Source organism: SAR324 cluster bacterium, assembly GCA_015232315.1.
Taxonomy (GTDB): Bacteria; SAR324; SAR324; order SAR324; family NAC60-12; genus JADFZZ01.
On the sequence record JADFZZ010000003.1, the window covers coordinates 69,302 to 87,486 of the forward strand.

The window sequence follows — 18,185 nt, forward strand, 5'->3', positions numbered from 1 at the left end:
CCTCCGTGGATTCCCGGTTCATTCAGCGGGACGTCGTTTCATGCTGGAAAGCAGGGACAATACCCAGGGTCTGAACGCTATCAGAAACGCGGTGCTGTGACGGTCTTCCGGCGGATGCGTGGAATCATTGTTGTTCAATTCCTTGAGCATTTTCACCAGTTTGTCAATTTGCTGATTGATGATTTTGATCGACTCTTCTGATAATTTTCCCGGAATAAACACCAGCCGTTCATTGCTCATATTGAAGGGATAATCCAGAAATTCCTGCTGAATTTTGGGTCGATACAAATTCCAGATCGGGCCATCCTTCCGCCAGAAAACATTGTCTGAAATCAGCAATTTGATCTTATTGCCGGGGTGCAGTTCAAGGACCCCGATTTTATCCAGCTTCAGCAGAATTTTGGAAAGTTCCAGTTCCGTGATATGAAACTCTTCCATGATGAGTTTGGGGGACCAGCCGATGATGATCATGTATAGATACACCAGCAATTTGGGGCTATCCGCCAACTCTCGTTCCTGCTCAACCGTCAGGGAATGGGTTCGGCCATCATCATGAAGCTTGCTCATTTTGGCCAGTTCAAAAAAATCCAGATCAATCAGTTTGCAGATTTCTTCCAGACGTTTCAGGGAAAAACTGTGTTCCGCAAACAGCCGTTTGACACTGGCCTCACTCAGCCCGAGATCGCCAGCGAGTTTTTTATAGGTGATGCCCCTGGCTCTCAGATACTTTTTCAGGGTATCCACCAGTTTTGCGGTCTGGCTCATAATGTCAGGCTCTTGTTGATGGTTCCATTGAAAATGCTGTCAGGCACAAACCGTCGCAACAACAACAGCATATTGGCATCAATCCCGACAGAATAGCGCAAACGGGAACTGGAATCGGTGGTCGCTTTGAAAATCACTTCCGCCACATGTTCCGCGGTGGTTCCCCAACGGTAAAAGCCCATGATCCGCTTGATGATTTTGTTGACGTATTTGTCATAGGCCTGGAGGGTGTCACTATGCGTCATGTCTTTCGAACTTCCATCAAATTCTGTTTTAACGATTCCCGGTTCAATGATTTTCATGTGGATATTGAAGGGTTTCAGTTCATGTTGCAACGATTCGGAAAAACCTTCAACGGCCCATTTCGTTGCATGATACAGACTGAACAGGGGAAAAGACACCCGACCGCTGAGCGAGGCCACATTGACAATGGTTCCTGAACGATTCTCGCGAAAATGAGGCAGAATCGCCTGTGTTACATCCATCACACCCAGCACATTGGTTTCAAACTGCCGCTTGATCTGCTCATGGGTTGCCAGTTCAAAGGCGCCGATCAGGCCGTAGCCCGCATTATTCACCACTGCGTCAATTTTACCAAACCGTTTGATCGCCCGGGCAATGCCGTCTCTTACAGATTCAGGAACGGTCACATCCAGATGAATACATTCCACATTAGGCAGTGTGGTGAGTTCGGTTTCTTTTTCAGGCGTCCGCATGGTGGCAGCGACATTCCAGCCTTTTGACTGAAAATGTCGAACGGCGGCTTTGCCGATCCCGCTGGATGTCCCTGTGATCAGGATGGTTTGTGACATAGTCATCTCCGGTGAGAGTGTTCAGGATAAGAAACAGACATTTTAAATTGTTGTAACAAACTTGCGGACGAATGGAAATACTTTGCATTTCAGATTTTACTTTTTTTAAGTTGAGGCGCATAAAACCGTAGCAGAATCATGCTGAAATGTATTGTAACCACGAAATATTGAGGATCAATTGTCGTCCTCGTCTTCTGTCACCTGAGTCAGAATATCTACTGAGAGAACGGAATGTCGGAAATCAAAATTCATCCCAAATTACAAAAAATCTACTCAACACTCACTACACAGGAACAAGAATTGTTGGAACTGTTTTCCATCATCTATGAAGCGCCTCAAAAACATATCTTGTTGCAAATAATTATAGCGGCGAAACTCCAGTCAGGCACTCCCCTCAACGAAAATTCCCTGACCCTCATCCTGAAACAATTCATCAAAAAAGGTTTGATCAACGCGAAGTTTGAATGCAATCCGGATTATGTGGAAGAGTTGACCTCCATAGCATGTCAAAAAGAAAGTTTTAGAAACATTCTCTGGGCGATTCGTCGGCACATGTCAATAACCTATTTCGATAAGTCGCTGGAACGTCATCTCAGTGTATTCAGAAGTGAATTATATTCAGGCAATATAAATTCCGCGATAAGCACAATGCACACTATTAATAATGACTTTGGCCATAGGCTCACAAAGCCTGTGCTGGAATATCTGTGTGGAAAACGCACCCTCTCCGACTGGATGGATTTACTGCCCAATCAAGTGAGCCTACACCTTTCGTTTTATCAGGCGGACTACCTTCTGATGACAATGAACAGCCAGGTTTTACCATTCATGGTACGCATAGAACAGCGTCTGAACCAACTCAAGGAAGAGGAACAGGGAGTATACAGGCAACTTCTGGTTATCCTGTATCTGTTGCGGGGGAATTGGGAAAAGGCAGATACGCTCATCAAACAGGAAAAATTCAGTCCTTTTCATGGGGTGCGGGGGCTTATAAAATTTCTGAAAGATGACAATAGCGGGGCTTTGACCGAGTTTGAAAGTGCACTTGCCTATCTTAAAAAACTGACAGGGAAAAAAAAACTCGTCCTCCTGGACCCTTTTCTGGGAGTCTTTTATGTGCTGGCTCTGCTAAAAAACCGAAATATTCAGAATGTATCTGTTGCTGAAAACTATCTTGATGCCGCGTTAAAACAAGAGTCACCTCAGTTTCAAGGCGCACATAGCGCATTGAAAGCCCTGGTTTTTTCGTTAAAAAACCAGATTCCCCATACAAACTACTGGCTGAACCGGGCTCATAGCCATTTAAATTCCAGCATCAGCATGCTGGTCACGGCTCTGGTCACAGCATGGATTGATCCTGACATACTTCCCAAAATGCTCACATTTCTGAATCGCTGGAAAAATGAGGCGGAACGCTTTGGCTTTGAATGGTTCTCCATGGAATATTCTGTACTGCTGAATGAGGTTGAACCCTCCGACCGTCATTTTAAAGAAGGCACGGAACGCCTGGACCACAAACTAAAACTCAAAAGTCTGATTCACAACATTCCCAAAGTGGAATACTGGAAGATCATGCTGGATGCCTTGTCGCAAATGAGCGAACAATCAACGAAAGCCTCTGTTGACAAACAGGAACGTCTGATCTGGTCCTTCACTTTGTCTAAACGTCCTGTCTATTATGTGGGAAATGCCCCCGCAAAAGACGAACCGCTGAATCTATTGGAAGACCACTCCCTTGAAGTCGCACCGAAACTTCAGAGTATTCTCAAAAGTGGCGTTTGGAGCCGAAGTAAAATCGTGACCGTAAAACAACTGCGGGAAGATGACAACCTCAAATCCCTGCTGACAGCGCAGGATGAACAGATCCTCAGTGTGGTGGAAGTTCTGAAAAACACCTATCCCCATTCCGAAAATTATTCTGAAGTTGTGTCCAGAGTCTTGAACAGCCTGGCCGGGCACCCGCTGATTTTCCAGGGAAACACAGGGATTCTGCTGGAAGTGATCCTGGATGAACCTGAATTATGGGTGGAACAGGTTGGCAAGGAATTCAATCTCAGGTTTTCCATTGATATAGGAAAATTTAATAATGCCAGAGTTATCCTTATCAAAGAAACAGCCTCCCGGTTCAAGGTCATCCAAATCAAACAGGAACATCAGCGTTTGGCAGGACTATTCAACAACAAACCGATCCGTATTCCGGCACAAGCCCAGGAACAGTTATCCCGTGCTGTTGCCGGACTTTCCTCAATGATCAGAGTCCACTCTTCGCTGGAAGGACATCTGGAAGGCGTTGAAACGGTGGATGGGGATTCCCGTTGTCATGTCAATTTGAATCCCTACGGTTCCGGTCTGCGTGTGAATCTGATGGTCAAACCGTTTCCATTGGGTAGTTTGCTGATCAAGGCCGGCAAGGGCGGAGAGCATGTGATCACTGAGATCGAAGGAAAACGCATCCAGGCCAAACGGTCCTTGTCCGGGGAAGAAGCCAATGTGGCAAAAGTGTTGAAATCCTGTGAGGTGCTGAATTATTTTCCTGAACAGGATCGGGAATGGTTGATTGAGGATCCTGAAGCCTGTCTGGAATTGCTACTGCAACTGGACGATATCAAGGATCATGTGGTGCTGGAATGGCCGGAAGGTGAAAAATTTGCGATCAGGCATCGTACCTCGCTGAAGCATGTTCACATGACGATCAAGCATCAGAATGACTGGTTTGGCATTTCTGGAAATATTCAGGTTGATGACCAGTTGGTGATGGATCTCAAGGAATTGCTGACACTGGCACAGAGTCACTCCGGCAAATTCCTTCCCCTGGGTGACGGGGAATTCATGGCACTCACCGAGTCCTTCCGAAAACGTCTGGATGATATGCTGGCGTTTGGTGACAATACCAAAGAGGGTTTGAAATTTCATAAACTGACAACCATGGCTCTGCCCGATCTGACCGATGAAGTGGGTGCCGTTGAGGGCGAACGAGCCTGGTCCAGCCAGCTCAGTCGTCTGGAGAAAGCCCGGAAAATTCAGCCCGAAGTGCCCCCGACATTGCAGGCGGAATTGCGCGAATATCAGCTTGAGGGATTTGAGTGGCTGGCTCGTCTGGCAAACTGGGGTGTCGGTGCCTGTCTGGCCGATGACATGGGGTTGGGCAAAACCCTGCAAGCCATGACCATCATGCTGGATCGTGCCACTGAAGGGCCCTCTCTGGTGGTTGCTCCCACCTCCGTCTGTCTTAACTGGATTAACGAGGCAACACGCTTCGCACCGACCCTTCGGCCTGTGATCTGGGGTGGAAAAGATCGTGAATCGCTCATCAGCGGCATTGGGCCGTTCGACATGCTCATATGCAGTTATACTCTGCTACAACAGGATATTGCCTTGCTGGAACCCGTGAAATTTCGCACCATTGTTCTGGATGAAGGCCAGGCCATCAAGAATCGGGATACCAAACGGTCTCAGGCCGCAATGAGTCTGCAAGGAGAATTCAAGATCATCACCACAGGAACTCCGCTGGAAAATCATCTGGGTGAACTCTGGAATCTGTTTCAATTCATCAATCCCGGACTGCTGGGATCCATGGAAAAATACAACCAGCGTTATGCATATCCCATCGAGCGGGATCAGGATAACAATGCCCGCCAACGCCTTAGAAAACTCATTCAGCCGTTCATCTTGCGCCGCATTAAAAGCCAGGTTCTGCAGGAATTGCCACCCAAAACTGAAATTGTACTGCATGTGGAACTCACCCGGGAAGAACGGGCGATGTATGAAGCCCTGAGACAAAAAACCATTGAATCCCTGGCAAATTTCAAGGGACCTGAAGGCGCGAGACATTTGCAGATTCTGGCAGAAATCATGAAACTGCGCAGAATCTGCTGTCATCCACGATTGATTCTGCCTGAGATGCCTCTGGCCGCGTCCAAGCTGGAATTGTTCGGGGAAGTGGTGGCAGAATTGCGGGAAAACAAACACAAGGCTCTGGTCTTCAGCCAGTTTGTGGATCATCTGTCCATCATCAGGGAATACCTGGATCAACACAAATTCAGCTACTGCTATCTGGATGGCAGCACACCACAGAAAAAACGTCAGGAAGAAATCAACCGGTTTCAGACGGGAAAAACGGACCTGTTCCTGATCAGCCTCAAGGCCGGTGGCACAGGACTGAACCTGACAGCCGCGGATTATGTGATTCACATGGATCCCTGGTGGAATCCCGCCGTGGAAGACCAGGCTTCAGATCGGGCACATCGGATCGGGCAGACACGACCTGTCACCATTTACCGGTTGGTGACACGGGAAACCATTGAAGAAAAAATTGTGACTTTGCATCAGCATAAACGTGAACTGGCCAACAGTCTGCTGGATGGAACAGAAATGAGCGGCAAGCTGTCAGCGGATGAATTGCTGAAGCTGATCAGGGAAAATTAAGAGTCGGCCTTGGGGAAATTGTCCACTGTAAATAGTTTTTTGCTTTAACAGTTAAGCAATTTAATACTTTAACATGGATTACAATCATATTGCGATACAATGGATTGAACATATGATTCAACATGGAACTGGTTCATAAGCTACTGATTTGTGTTGATATTAAATTAAGCAATTATCTGCTTTTATTGACCAATCGGTGAGGCTTTATGCAACATTTGACTGCAATTTATGGAACATGAACCTTACAGTACCAATCCCTGTTTTTTCATGTGTCTGATTTGTTGAAAATCGGGATCTTTATAGAACCGGGTATGAGGAAGTTTATGATTTTTTATGGGAACAGGCAGTTGTTTGTTTTCAAATTGACGGATCAGAGTAATCAACGCCTCCGCTTCATAGAGACTGGATTGATAAGTCAACTCCACAAAATTCTTGCCCGGTATGCCATTCAATTCATAGCGTACCAGTATATCTCCCGCATCCACTTTGGTGATCATCCAGTGAATTGAAAAACCTGTGGGCTGATTATTCAGCAATTCCCACAAATTACACATGGTTCCTCGATTTTCAGGAAGAAGCCCATGGTGAACATTAAGACAACCGACAGTGGGAATACGGAGAACTTCCGGAGAGTATATATTTCTGGTTCTTAAATTAAAAATCAGATCCGGATTGAGGCTTTTGAGCAACTGAGTTGAATCTGGATGATTGATGTTTTTGACATAATGAACTGATGCAAAACAGCGATCCCGTTGTTTCAAAAAGGATGTCACCATGTTTTTCAACATGATACATCCAGTTCGCCATCCACCAATCAGAATGAATCTGAAAATTTTTTTCAATACACCAACGGTGAGATTATCAATGATGAGTAATGTGAGTTGATGCTCTGAAGCAAGCTGTTGAGTCAAGGTTTGAAACAGAAACTGATAATTATCCCGAACAAATGTTGCACGGGATGTGACAAACAGGATGTTCATCCAATCACCCGCTCCATTTTTCTCTAAAAATAAAAAACACAGCTCCCATCAGACAAAATGCGGCCCACAAATAATTCCATGTGAGTTTTTCTCGCAGATAAAATACCGAAAAAGGAACAAAAATACTGAGGGTAATCACTTCCTGCACAATTTTTAACTGACCGACATTCATGACCTCATGACCAATACGGTTTGCCGGAACCTGGATGAGATACTCAAACAATGCGATGCCCCAACTGACCAGAGCCGCAAAGATCCAGGGTTTTTCGGCCATATTTTTCAAATGCCCATACCAGGCAAAGGTCATGAACACATTGGAGCAACAAAGCAACCCTATTGTCAATAAATACGACCGCATATTTTTTACACCTTCACAGAGTTATCAAATACTTGGGTTTCGTATTCATGAAAAAATTAATGAAGTTGAAGAGGATTGCCTAATTGAATTTCGAATCCGCAGGCTCTGGCAGTTTCAGTCAGTGGTGATAATTGAAATTTTTCATGTCCCAATAGTTCTGTCAAAGCAGAAATCAGGGCTTGTTGCAGGGCTTGTTGATGAGCCACTGAAACAGGCATCTGCGTTCGATCATTAATCATCAACTGAAGTTGTTGCACATTTTTAGAAATTGATGCTGGAAATTTTGAATCAACCGCCAGTTTTTTGGAATATTCCCATGATTGTTTTAAAACCGATTTAAGCTTTTCAGAAAGCGTTCCCTCCAGACCACTGCGATGAGCATAGAGAATTCCCGGTTTGTTGTCCGTCAGATCAAAACTGAAAATTCTGACAGTGCCAAACAAAACGACTCCGGGACCATAAGGCATATGCAGATAGTCCGCAAGATCCAGCCATTGTGCGTCCTGTTCTTTCCATGTTTGAAAAATATCAAGCAGGGGTTCCAGTTTGGTTTTTTGTGCGGTTTCCGTATACAGTTTTACATTGATTCGTTGAATATTTTCCATAGCTCCTGTTTCACAATATTTGTGTGATAAAAATGGTTTAATTCCAGAAATAAGGATTACTGCGCTTTCTGCGCGATTCTACTGTAAACGACATTGGCTTCTTCAACAAATAACGTCGAATGTTCGACACGGAAACGGGCGTTTTCTTCGTTCACAACGACTGTGGAACCATCCACCGATGAAAAGAAATATTCTGCGTATTTAATGAAAAATATACTGGTGCTGACAAATTTTTCACGAAATTTTTCAACAGTACTGTAATCACCAAATTCCTCAAATCCCTGTGTAAGCAACAACGCTTTTGCGGATTTTTCCATGGCGGAGGTGGACAGGTCAAAAGCATCCTGAAAACGTCCGCTTTCCAGACACAAGGTTGCCTGTGCGTTTTGTCGGTCACATTCTTCCAGCAAAAATTCTGTACGAGGCACCATTTCCCCAGCGCATTCGCCCTGCCCGGTAACCACCTTGAATTCACGGGTTCTTCGGGAATCAGTAAAAAACTCAGGGTGTTCCTCAAAGGATGGCAGACTCATTAAATCTTCCAGTTCCTGTTTAACACGTTGTTTTCCAACACGTTGCATGAAGCCGGAAAAAACTTCATCCTGTTGACGTTCATTCTTAAATAATTGTTCAATGCGTTGGATGGCCTCCGGAATATTATGTGGGGAAATTTTTCCAACGGCCAAACCATAAGATTTTGCGTTTTCAGTGGTTGTTCCACCCAAAATCATTTGAAAGACAGGCGCTGTTTTTCCCTGTTTGGATTGTGCAGAACCAAAGAATCCCAGATCCGCGATGTGGTGCTGGCCACAGGAATTGGGGCAACCGCTGATTTTGATTTTCATATCTTTGCTTTCAGCCAGATCGCTCATTTCATTCTGGAATTTATCATTAAGCACAGAGGCCAGTCCTCTGGATGCCGCAATACCAAGTTTGCAAGATTCACTGCCGGGACAAGAGGTAATATCCCCCAGGGTATTCGCCAGACCATGGTATCCAAGCTGTTTGAGATCTGCAAACAAAGCGGGAAGGTCGCCATCAGCAACCCAACGAAAAAGAAGATTCTGCTCCACACTGAAACGGATGCTGTCCTTGATGTATTTTCGGGAAATATCAGCCAGAGATCTGAGAGAGGTCGCACCAATGTCGCCCAAGGGTAAAAACACATGAACCACTGAATATCCCGTTTCTTTCTGATGTTCCACATTGGCCTTGTACCAGCGTTTGAATTCAGCACTCTGCGAATCCAGATCAAGCGTTGACGGGGCTTTCAAAGGTGCCTCAGAATATTCCGCATAGCGTGAAAGGACCGTATCTCTAAAACTGTCTGCTTTGGGCAATTTAGATCGTTCCACTTCAATCATTTTGAAGGTTTCCTCGATACCGAATTTGTCAACCACAAATTTGAATCTTGCCTTATTTCTGTTTTTTCGTTCGCCATGCCGTGTAAACACGCGGGCAATTGCCTGAATAACAGCAAAGATCTCATTTCTCGGAATAAAATCATACAACAGACGACCTTGCCGGGGAACCGCGCCCAACCCGCCACCAATGTACATTTCAAACCCTTTGACTGGAATACCGTCTACCATTTTTATTTTGGCGATAGCCCCCATATCATGCATTCTGGCGAGTCCACACATTTCACCCGCGCAACCGGAATAGGCAATTTTAAATTTTCTACTGAAATCCTGGGCTTCAGGATGTTCCAGCAGAAAATCCGCCATAGCCAGTGCATCGGGAGTCACATCGAACGATTCAGTGGCACAAGCTCCGGTTTTGGGACAGGCACACACATTTCTGACCACGTTGCCACAGGCTTCACGTGTTGTAATACCCACTTCGGCCAAACGGCGCATCATTTCAGGTGTGTTGCGAATATCCACGTTATGATACTGAATATCCTGTCTGGTTGTGACATGAGACACACCATCCGCGATTTCTTCAGAAAGATCAGCTAGCGTTTCCAGTTGCCTGACAGACACCATTCCCAGAGGGAGTTTGATTCTGATCATCTGAACTCCGCTCTGGCGTTGTCCATAAACCCCATAACGCAAGCGGAACTCCGTGAAGATAAGCTCTGGAACATCCCCTTTGAGCCATCGGTTCAGCTCTGTTTCATAGAGGTCAATCGTTTGCTGAATGTTATGGAATTGCGCGACATTCTGCCACTCTTGCGTTGATGTGACTTGGGTTTGCATAAGACAATCCTGGAAAACGGGTTAAAGAAGGGTAAAAGAATCAATTTGGATGGGGTACCGTAAATCAAATTAGAAAAAAATAAAGACAGGATATGTTCTGTTCTGATTATTTATGAGAATGCGGCCTTGAGGTTTTGCAACCCGCTTAAAATGGAATAATCAGGATAATTTTTATTTTGAAATTTGACGGGATACAAAGTTTTGTTTCCCTGCATTTTACAGGGAAACAATCAGGATGGAAAACATGACTTACAATTCTGATCAGGCAGACGCTGTTTCCTTGGATGCGGAGAGCTTTTGCAACGCATTCGCAAGCCTTGACTTATAGCGTGCGGCAGTTCCATGTTGCAGAATGCCCTTGGTCACAGCTTTGTCGATTGTTTTCTGAATGGATGGAAATGATGTTTGTGCTTCGCCTACATCACCTTTTTCAAGCAATGTTCGGAATTTTTTAATACTGGTTCTCAAGGCTGAACGCAGAGAACGATTTCTTTCATATCTTTTTTTAGTTTGTTCCACTCGTTTGATCGCTGATTTATGACTTGGCATAGGTTTGATCCTCAAAAGGCGTTAATAAAATGCTCAATGACAGGTGAATTCCCGGAATACTGAACACTTATGACATCAAATCTGGGTTGCAACTGAAACAACTTGCGCTGATTTATAAAATACAATCCCAGTTGATGCAGTTTTGTCTGTTTTTTACGGGTCACCGACAACGATGGATGAATTTCCCTCCCTGAACGGGTTTTGACCTCACAAAAAATCAGATATTCTTCGTGGGCGGCAATAATATCAATTTCGCCCAATACACATCGAAAATTTGTTTCAATAATTTGATAATGCTTCTGTTCCAGATGCATTACAGCCAAAGCTTCTCCCTTTTGTCCAAGGCTCTTACTTTGCTGAGTCATGGCGTTGGGAAAAGAGATAATTGTGTTTGAGACAACACTGAACGACAAAAAGAACGACGATGTATTGGACTCAAGCCATGAATTTGTATAGCCTGTCTATGCTTGGCCGTGGGATATCCCTTGTGCTGTTCAAAATCCCATTCAGGATAGCGTTTTGACCAGCCTTTCATAATCCGGTCTCTCGCAACTTTGGCCAGCACCGAGGCCGCCGCAATACTCATGGAGATGGCATCACCCCTGACAACAGTTTTTCCCTTGATTGAAAGAGGAGGATACTGATTTCCATCCACCAACACATAATCAGGATGAACTCTCAATTTATCAACAGCCAGCTTCATCCCGGTCAAAGTCGCCTGCAAAATGTTGATCTTGTCAATTTCAGCGGGACTCATCACTTGTATCGAATAGCTTTGAGCCTGAGTCCGGATAATATTGAATAATAATTCTCTTTGTTTTTCTGAGAGTTTCTTGGAATCATTGAGCGGATGTGAGATATCCCAATGCGCACCCAGTATCACCGCCGCAACCACCACAGGTCCAGCCAGAGGACCACGACCCGCTTCATCCACTCCGGCGATACAGCGGAATCCTTCTGAAACCGCCTGTTGCTCAATTTGAAGATTTGGAAGATTTTGTGGAGACGCCAAGTCTCTCTTTGATCCGTGCCGCTTTTCCACTCAATTCTCTCAAATAATACAATTTTGCCTGGCGAACAGCACCAACCTTCATCACTTCCACATTTTCAACCCTGGGGGAATGAAGTGGAAAAGTTCGCTCTACACCATGACCCTGGGTGACTTTACGTACAGTGAATGTCGCATTGGCGTTATTTTTGCCGCGATGTTTACTGATCACGACGCCAACAAATGGCTGAATTCGTTCTTTTTCACCTTCAACAATGCGGTACAGGACTTTCACAGTGGAACCTACCTGAAACTCAGGAATGGTTTTGCGAACCTGTGATTTCTCAACTATTTTCATAAGATCTGACATGTTTAATCTCAATTAAGATGTTGCAAGACACGCAAGAATGATTCTTGCCTAATGGAGTAAATCCGGACGCCGTTTCAACGTTCTGAGACGAATCTGATCCTGACGCCATTCATGAATATTTTGGTGATGCCCTGACAACAACACGTCCGGGACGGTCATCCCCCTGAATGTTTCAGGACGAGTGTACTGAGGATATTCCAGATACCCTTCCGCAAAGGATTCCTGCTCCAGAGAACTTTGATTTCCCAACACTCCGGGAATTAAACGACTGATCACTTCTATCATCAGCATGGCAATCACTTCACCACCTAAAGTGATAAAATCGCCACCTGAAATTTCTTCATCAACCTGGGTGCGGATACGTTCATCAAATCCTTCATATCGTCCACAAATCAGCATGATTGCAGGGTATTGATCCAGTAATCTTCCAGCGGTTTTCTGGGAAAAACGCTCGCCCTGTGGCGTCAGCAAAACTTTTCCCACAGAGGAGTAGTTTGTTTCCAACCTTTTCTGGCAGCTTTCAATAGCGTGAATGACAGGTTCAGGTCTCAAAACCATTCCAGGTCCGCCACCATAGGGAAGATCGTCAACCTTGTGATGTTTTCCCAGGCCATGTTCTCTGAAATTGTAAAAACCAATGGAAAATATTTGTTTTTCCAGTGCTTTACAAATCAAACTTTCTGACAGAAAAGACTTAAAAATCTCTGGAAACAGCGTCAATACTTCAAAATGCATCTGTACCGGAAGACGGATCATTCGCATTATCAAACATGCCGTCCAAGGGCTGGACCAAGATTAATTTCTGATCAATATTCACGCTTTTGACCACATCTTTAGTCACGGGGATCAGGATTTCCCGTTCCTGTTTCTTCACGACATACACATCATTGGCACCTGTTTCAAACACATCAGTCAACAGGCCCAGCAGATGACCTTCCATGTCTTCAACCCTACAACCGATAAGTTCATGAAGAAAAACCTCATCGTCAGCCAATGGTCGCAATGCCTTGTCAGGAAGAAAAACTCTGCTTCTCAGACATGACTCTACAGCATTCCGTGATTCCAGATCACTGAACTGTACCAACCACATGTTTTTATGAGTTCGTATTCTCCGAATTTCATGGGCTTGCAAACCTTGGGAAGTTTCAATCCAGAATGATTCAGCATCCAGATAATATTCTGGTGTGTCTGTGAGAGGAGAAATACGCAGTTCACCCTGCACCCCATGAGGTGCTACAATGGTTCCAATCCAGGTAAAATCCGGATAATTTGTGGAAAACCTTTTTTTCTTCAAATCAGGCGACTTCGATATTAAGGTTTTTCATCAGTTTTTTAACACGTTCTGTGGGTTGGGCACCAACAGAGATCCAGTGTTTAACCCTGTCTGCGTCGATACTGCAACGGTTTTCCTGAACCATAGGATTATAAAAACCAATTTTTTCAATATAAAGTCCTTCACGTTTTTTATGACTATCAATAACAACCACATGATAATAGGGACTTTTTTTTGCTCCACCACGTGCCAAACGAATCTTGACCAAAGGAAACCTCCTTAATGTACTTGTTGAGAATATGCTACATCAGCGTAGCAGGTTTTAAATGAAATCAATGAACTAGCGAGGCATCATCTGCTGCATCATCTGCATGGCTTTTCGAGGATTGTTCATTTTTGTAAGTTTATTCATCATGGATTTCATCTGCACAAACTGCTTCAATAATTTATTGACATCCTGAACTTTTGTGCCACTCCCCTTGGCAATCCTTGTGCGTCGGGAGCCATTGATCATATTGTGATTCTGCCGTTCAGCATTTGTCATGGATGAGATAATGGCATCAATATGCAACAACTGTTTTTCATCCACATTCGCGTTTTTCATCATATGGGAATTGGCACCGGGTATCATCCCCATCAGATCCTTGATGGAACCCATTTTGCGCATCATCTTCAATTGATTCTGAAAATCTTCCAGCGTAAATTCATTTTTTCTGAATTTACTCTGCATTTCCAGAGCTTCTCGCTCTGAAATATTGTCCTGGGCTTTTTCAATCAGGGATAAAATATCCCCCATGCCTAATATTCTTGACGCGATACGGTCTGGAAAAAATGGTTCCAGGTTATCCAGTTTTTCACCAACTGTAATGAATTTGATGGGTTTCTGGGTAATGGCCCTAATTGACAGCGCCGCCCCACCTCTGGCATCCCCATCCATTTTTGTAAGGATAATTCCGCTCAGATCCAACCGATCATTGAATGATTTGGCCATATTGACCGCATCCTGCCCTGTCATGGCATCCGCGACAAACAGAATCTCATGGGGATGAATGGCTTGTTTGATCTGATCGAGTTCATCCATGAGCGGCTCATCAATATGCAAGCGGCCCGCGGTATCCACAAACACATGCGAACAGCCTCTTTTTCTGGCTTCAGACACACCAAGATTCACAATGTCCACAGGCTTTTGTGCAGTCGTCGATGGAAAGACTGGAACTCCGATCGTTTCTGCGAGAATGGTCAACTGATCGATAGCGGCCGGACGATAAACATCAGCGGGAATGAGATAGGGGGTTTGTCCTGATTCCTTGAACCGTTTTGCCAATTTGCCAATAGTTGAGGTCTTTCCAGACCCCTGCAATCCGACAACCATCACCAGGGTGGGAGGATGTTCTGATTTCCCTAAAGAGATGTTTTCCTTCCCCATGAGTTCAGTGAGTTCATCATTAACAATTTTGATAAACTGTTGTCCGGGCGTCAGACTTCCCTGGACCTCAGTACCCAGAGCTCTGGTTTTGATGGATTTCAGAAAAGCTTTCACCACCCTGAAATTCACATCCGCTTCAAGGAGCGCCATTTTGACTTCAGTCAGGGCATCTTCAATGTTGCTTTCGTTGAGTCGACCATGTCCCTTGAGGCGCTTAAAGGTCGTCGTTAATTTCTGGGAAAGATTTTCAAACATACTGCAAACAGCAAAAATAATTTAAATTACAAAATAAAAGCCGTATATCTGCTGTAAATCCGATGATCTGTCAAGATGAATTTCATTTACAACATTTGCCTGATTCATTTAGGCGTCAATCCTTGTAATCATTTGGGAATCCGGATTTGATGTTCATTAAAAATTCCCTGATCCGCACCGGTATGGCAGGCAATGCAATTGGAGAAAGATTTTATCGCGGGTCGTTCATAGATCGCTGGACGTATTTCCCGGTGTTCTTTGACGATATACGGTAATTCGGTGATCCGAAGGGGTGGATTTTCGTTAGAAATCCCCCTGAATAATTTTTGTGACAACCTGGCTTTTGAGGTTTCAGCCGCATTGTTCAGCAAATATTGACTGATCAGCCCTTCAGTTTCTGCATCCAGCGATGCATCATCACCAAAGTGACTGTTTAAACCTGACATAAGTTTTTTCCATGAATTGACTGGAAGTAGTCCCGGTAAAAAGGCCCAATGGCAGGAACCACATTCCTTCTGATATGTTGGATTTGGGGGAACAGGCACTTGCTTGTTTTTATGATCACCTCCAAAGAAAAACCAACCCCGACCACCTTCATGTTCTTCATGCTCGTCATGTTCTTCCTGTTCTCGTTCAGCATAAAGACGAGGCTGTTTGATGTTCTGAAACTCAAACAATCTATCATCCTTCTGTGTTAGATCGTTGAACTGTGTTTGAGCTAAAGCCATGACAGGCAAACAAAATATTATAAAAAATAAACATCGTTGCATATGAACCGTGGAGGATACAGGTTATAAAAATTCGAGGTGAGTCATTTAACAATTATAACGCTCACAAGGAATGGAGATAATAGATAAAATCACCTTTTTCCTGAGCGGTACATTCCCGTTGGAGGACCCATTTGCAATTTCGGCCAAACCACTTTTCTATTTCACGAACGTCCTTGAAACGTTTCACATTGACCGATGGTTGCAATGGATCAATCGGCTTGCCCACCTGTGTTTTTCCGGGATTTGCCGGATTGCTACTGTGGCATGAAGCGCAATTTCGTTGGTTGGGCGCCTCAGGATGGGAATGTTCCTCAAAGTAGAACCTTTTGCCTGTTTCAGCCGAGAACTCCGAAAAAGAAGGATTGGACTGTTGTGCCAGATGTTCAAGATTTTTCATGTATTCCTGAATCAGCAGGTCAATCGGTTCTGCCGCAAAAAGTGCAGAAGTGCTCATCACGAATCCTGCAATGCTGGTTATCCAGCGTTTTGTCATAAAATCTCCGGTGGTTGGTTATTAAAAAAATTCTGAAACGGGCATTTTAATTTGATGATCATCATACCGGCCATTCAACGCATCCGCATGACAGGCAAGACAGTTGGCCTTGCTTGCGATTTCAGGATGACGGTAGAGATCGGGATGAAGTTTTTCATGTTTGATCCTCCAGAAAAGTGTTTCCGTGATTGCCAGCGGAACCTCATTATGGTCGAGAGATTTCCTTATTTTATAGGATACTTCCAGCGTTGAACCATCGGCCGCATAGCTTGACATAAAATCAGTGATCAATTTTTCTGTGTCAGGATCAAGAGACGCATTGTCACCAAAATGCTGATCCAGTTGCCCCATCATCCGTCGCCAGGAACGTTCCGGTAACAGGGATGGATGAAATAATTGATGACAACTCCCGCATTCTCTGGCCCATACTTCAGCTCCAGCCTTCTCCAGCCCTGGGGACGCTTGTGGAGAGGACATCGTATGGTTCATCAGCATCAACACGGCTCCAGCCATCATCAGGAATAACAGGCCGGGTATTTTGCGAATGCCACGGTTCAGCAGAAGAGGTTCCGATATAATCAAGTCCGCCGGAATATTTTTATAGCCGGTCACCATGCTTTTCGGTAAATTCATGTGGTGATGCCATGAGTCCAGCATGACACCGATGATGTGAAGCACAATCAGTCCCACCAGACTCCAGGAACTCCATTGATGAATAAGGTGAAATTGCTCACCCGCATCATTACTGATTGAATATCCCAAAATCAGGTACCGTTCTTCTCCCAGAAAAACGCCTATACCTGAAAGACATAGGATTCCCAACAGCAAAAGCATAATCACTGTCATCCATCCTGCAGGTGGGGGATGCCCGGGATAAAGCGGTGGTTTGTGTAAAAAAATCAGACGTAGGTGTTCTATCATTTTGTTCGGTGACACCAGAAAATTTCTGAATTGCGCATAATAACTTCCATAAAATCCATAAAAAATTCGCCACAGCACCACAATCAGCAAACTGTATCCCAGATAGATATGGAGCCTGAGTTGGCCATCTCTAAAGGAAGTGACAAATAATCCAATGATCAGGCCGGTCAATCCCAAGTGAAAGAGACGGATCACCGCCGGCCATATTTTAGCCTCCACTATTTTCATCTTTTGAATCCTCTATGACAGGTATATACAGTCCCATGTTTCTAAGAAAAAAAGTTAACACCATTGCCTTATCAAACGCTATCCGACATTCGTTGGTATAGTGTTTTTTACTGATATTAAAGCACTAAACAAGAGGGCTATGACAAACGACCTGAATCAAAGAAACTATTATTTCAGAATACTGCTGGCGCTCACTGGCATTGCCACGCTTCTGATGCTCGATATTTTTTCTGATTATGTCGGCTGGTTCAACATCTCCCATTTTTTCATTGAAGTGCTGTCATTGACTTTATTGTTCGGTTTGATTTCATGGCTGTTCTGGAAACTGATTCAATTGCGTCTTGAAACATTTTCATGGAAATCAATGGCAGAAAAATCCAGTAAAGACTCTGAACTCTGGCGGAAAAAAGCGGAAAAAAGCCATGCGGATCTGGAATTATGGAAGCAGGAAACCGCGCAAAAAGAAGAAGAAGCTCAACGCTGGCGCGATCAGACTAAAATAGTGATGGAGGGCTTGGGAGTGATGATTGATCAGCAATTTGATCAATGGCATCTGAGCCCCGCTGAAAAAGAAATTGGTCTGCTGATGCTCAAAGGCCTGGGCTTCAAGGAAATTGCCGATGTCAGAAATACCAGTGAACGAACAGTCAGGCAACAAGCCTCTGAAATCTACAAAAAGTCAGGAGTTCGGGGACGTAATGAATTTTCAGCGTTTTTCCTGGAAGATCTGTTGTTGCCTCAAAATATGGAACCTGCCACCTGACAT

The 18,185-nt window shown here is 44.4% G+C and carries 19 protein-coding genes; 2 read left to right on the top strand and 17 right to left on the bottom strand.

The features are described from left to right. Positions 1 to 18: 18 nt before the first annotated feature. Together HQM11_03310 and HQM11_03315 are read right to left on the bottom strand one after the other, a co-directional pair. Positions 19 to 765, bottom strand: coding sequence for a helix-turn-helix transcriptional regulator (locus tag HQM11_03310; protein ID MBF0350028.1), 747 nt, complete (start codon positions 763 to 765; stop codon positions 19 to 21). Beyond that, a complete protein-coding gene (locus HQM11_03315; GenBank protein ID MBF0350029.1) occupies positions 762 to 1,577 on the bottom strand; it encodes an SDR family oxidoreductase in 816 nt (271 codons plus the stop codon). The genes HQM11_03310 and HQM11_03315 overlap by 4 nt, the downstream gene beginning before the upstream one ends. Positions 1,578 to 1,808: 231 nt before the next feature. Between HQM11_03315 and HQM11_03320 the strand changes: the two genes are divergently transcribed. Next, the gene (locus tag HQM11_03320) at positions 1,809 to 6,002 is read left to right on the top strand and encodes a DEAD/DEAH box helicase (protein MBF0350030.1); all 4,194 of its coding nucleotides are present in this window, start codon (positions 1,809 to 1,811) and stop codon (positions 6,000 to 6,002) included. A gap of 242 nt (positions 6,003 to 6,244) precedes the next feature. Here HQM11_03320 and HQM11_03325 read toward each other — a convergent pair whose 3' ends face one another. From HQM11_03325 to HQM11_03395, 15 genes are all read right to left on the bottom strand, one after another. Further along, entirely contained in the window at positions 6,245 to 6,982 is a 738-nt protein-coding gene (locus HQM11_03325; protein MBF0350031.1) for a hypothetical protein, read from the bottom strand. A 4-nt stretch (positions 6,983 to 6,986) separates the two neighbouring features. Continuing rightward, positions 6,987 to 7,340, bottom strand: coding sequence for a DMT family protein (locus tag HQM11_03330; protein MBF0350032.1), 354 nt, complete (start codon positions 7,338 to 7,340; stop codon positions 6,987 to 6,989). A gap of 56 nt (positions 7,341 to 7,396) precedes the next feature. Further along, positions 7,397 to 7,945, bottom strand: a complete 549-nt coding sequence (locus HQM11_03335) for a hypothetical protein (protein MBF0350033.1) — start codon at positions 7,943 to 7,945, stop codon at positions 7,397 to 7,399. A 56-nt stretch (positions 7,946 to 8,001) separates the two neighbouring features. Next, positions 8,002 to 10,146: a nitrite/sulfite reductase gene (locus HQM11_03340; GenBank protein ID MBF0350034.1), complete on the bottom strand. Its 2,145-nt coding sequence runs from the start codon at positions 10,144 to 10,146 to the stop codon at positions 8,002 to 8,004. Between the two features lie 261 nt (positions 10,147 to 10,407). Beyond that, the gene (gene rpsT, locus HQM11_03345; protein ID MBF0350035.1) at positions 10,408 to 10,695 is read right to left on the bottom strand and encodes a 30S ribosomal protein S20; all 288 of its coding nucleotides are present in this window, start codon (positions 10,693 to 10,695) and stop codon (positions 10,408 to 10,410) included. Positions 10,696 to 10,706: 11 nt separating this feature from the next. Further along, entirely contained in the window at positions 10,707 to 11,018 is a 312-nt protein-coding gene (locus tag HQM11_03350; GenBank protein ID MBF0350036.1) for a YraN family protein, read from the bottom strand. 38 nt (positions 11,019 to 11,056) lie between these two features. Beyond that, positions 11,057 to 11,707, bottom strand: coding sequence for a ribonuclease HII (locus HQM11_03355; protein MBF0350037.1), 651 nt, complete (start codon positions 11,705 to 11,707; stop codon positions 11,057 to 11,059). Then, the gene (rplS, locus tag HQM11_03360) at positions 11,670 to 12,053 is read right to left on the bottom strand and encodes a 50S ribosomal protein L19 (GenBank protein MBF0350038.1); all 384 of its coding nucleotides are present in this window, start codon (positions 12,051 to 12,053) and stop codon (positions 11,670 to 11,672) included. The genes HQM11_03355 and rplS overlap by 38 nt, the downstream gene beginning before the upstream one ends. A 48-nt stretch (positions 12,054 to 12,101) precedes the next feature. Further along, positions 12,102 to 12,788, bottom strand: a complete 687-nt coding sequence (gene trmD / locus HQM11_03365; GenBank protein ID MBF0350039.1) for a tRNA (guanosine(37)-N1)-methyltransferase TrmD — start codon at positions 12,786 to 12,788, stop codon at positions 12,102 to 12,104. Further along, a complete protein-coding gene (rimM, locus tag HQM11_03370) occupies positions 12,778 to 13,347 on the bottom strand; it encodes a 16S rRNA processing protein RimM (GenBank protein ID MBF0350040.1) in 570 nt (189 codons plus the stop codon). The genes trmD and rimM overlap by 11 nt, the downstream gene beginning before the upstream one ends. 1 nt (position 13,348) lies before the next feature. Further along, positions 13,349 to 13,594, bottom strand: coding sequence for a 30S ribosomal protein S16 (rpsP, locus tag HQM11_03375; GenBank protein MBF0350041.1), 246 nt, complete (start codon positions 13,592 to 13,594; stop codon positions 13,349 to 13,351). Between the two features lie 72 nt (positions 13,595 to 13,666). After that, complete coding sequence (ffh, locus tag HQM11_03380) at positions 13,667 to 15,007, bottom strand: signal recognition particle protein (protein MBF0350042.1); 1,341 nt, start codon at positions 15,005 to 15,007, stop codon at positions 13,667 to 13,669. Positions 15,008 to 15,135: 128 nt separating this feature from the next. Next, on the bottom strand, positions 15,136 to 15,684 hold the full coding sequence (locus HQM11_03385) for a diheme cytochrome c (protein ID MBF0350043.1): 549 nt from the start codon (positions 15,682 to 15,684) through the stop codon (positions 15,136 to 15,138). Positions 15,685 to 15,838: 154 nt separating this feature from the next. Then, a complete protein-coding gene (locus HQM11_03390; GenBank protein ID MBF0350044.1) occupies positions 15,839 to 16,231 on the bottom strand; it encodes a DUF1924 domain-containing protein in 393 nt (130 codons plus the stop codon). Between the two features lie 60 nt (positions 16,232 to 16,291). Next, the gene (locus HQM11_03395; protein ID MBF0350045.1) at positions 16,292 to 17,419 is read right to left on the bottom strand and encodes a cytochrome b/b6 domain-containing protein; all 1,128 of its coding nucleotides are present in this window, start codon (positions 17,417 to 17,419) and stop codon (positions 16,292 to 16,294) included. A 364-nt stretch (positions 17,420 to 17,783) separates the two neighbouring features. Between HQM11_03395 and HQM11_03400 the strand changes: the two genes are divergently transcribed. Next, positions 17,784 to 18,182 carry a helix-turn-helix transcriptional regulator gene (locus HQM11_03400; GenBank protein ID MBF0350046.1) on the top strand — a complete coding sequence of 133 codons (399 nt, stop codon included), beginning with the start codon at positions 17,784 to 17,786 and terminating at the stop codon, positions 18,180 to 18,182. The last annotated feature ends 3 nt before the right edge of the window (positions 18,183 to 18,185 follow it).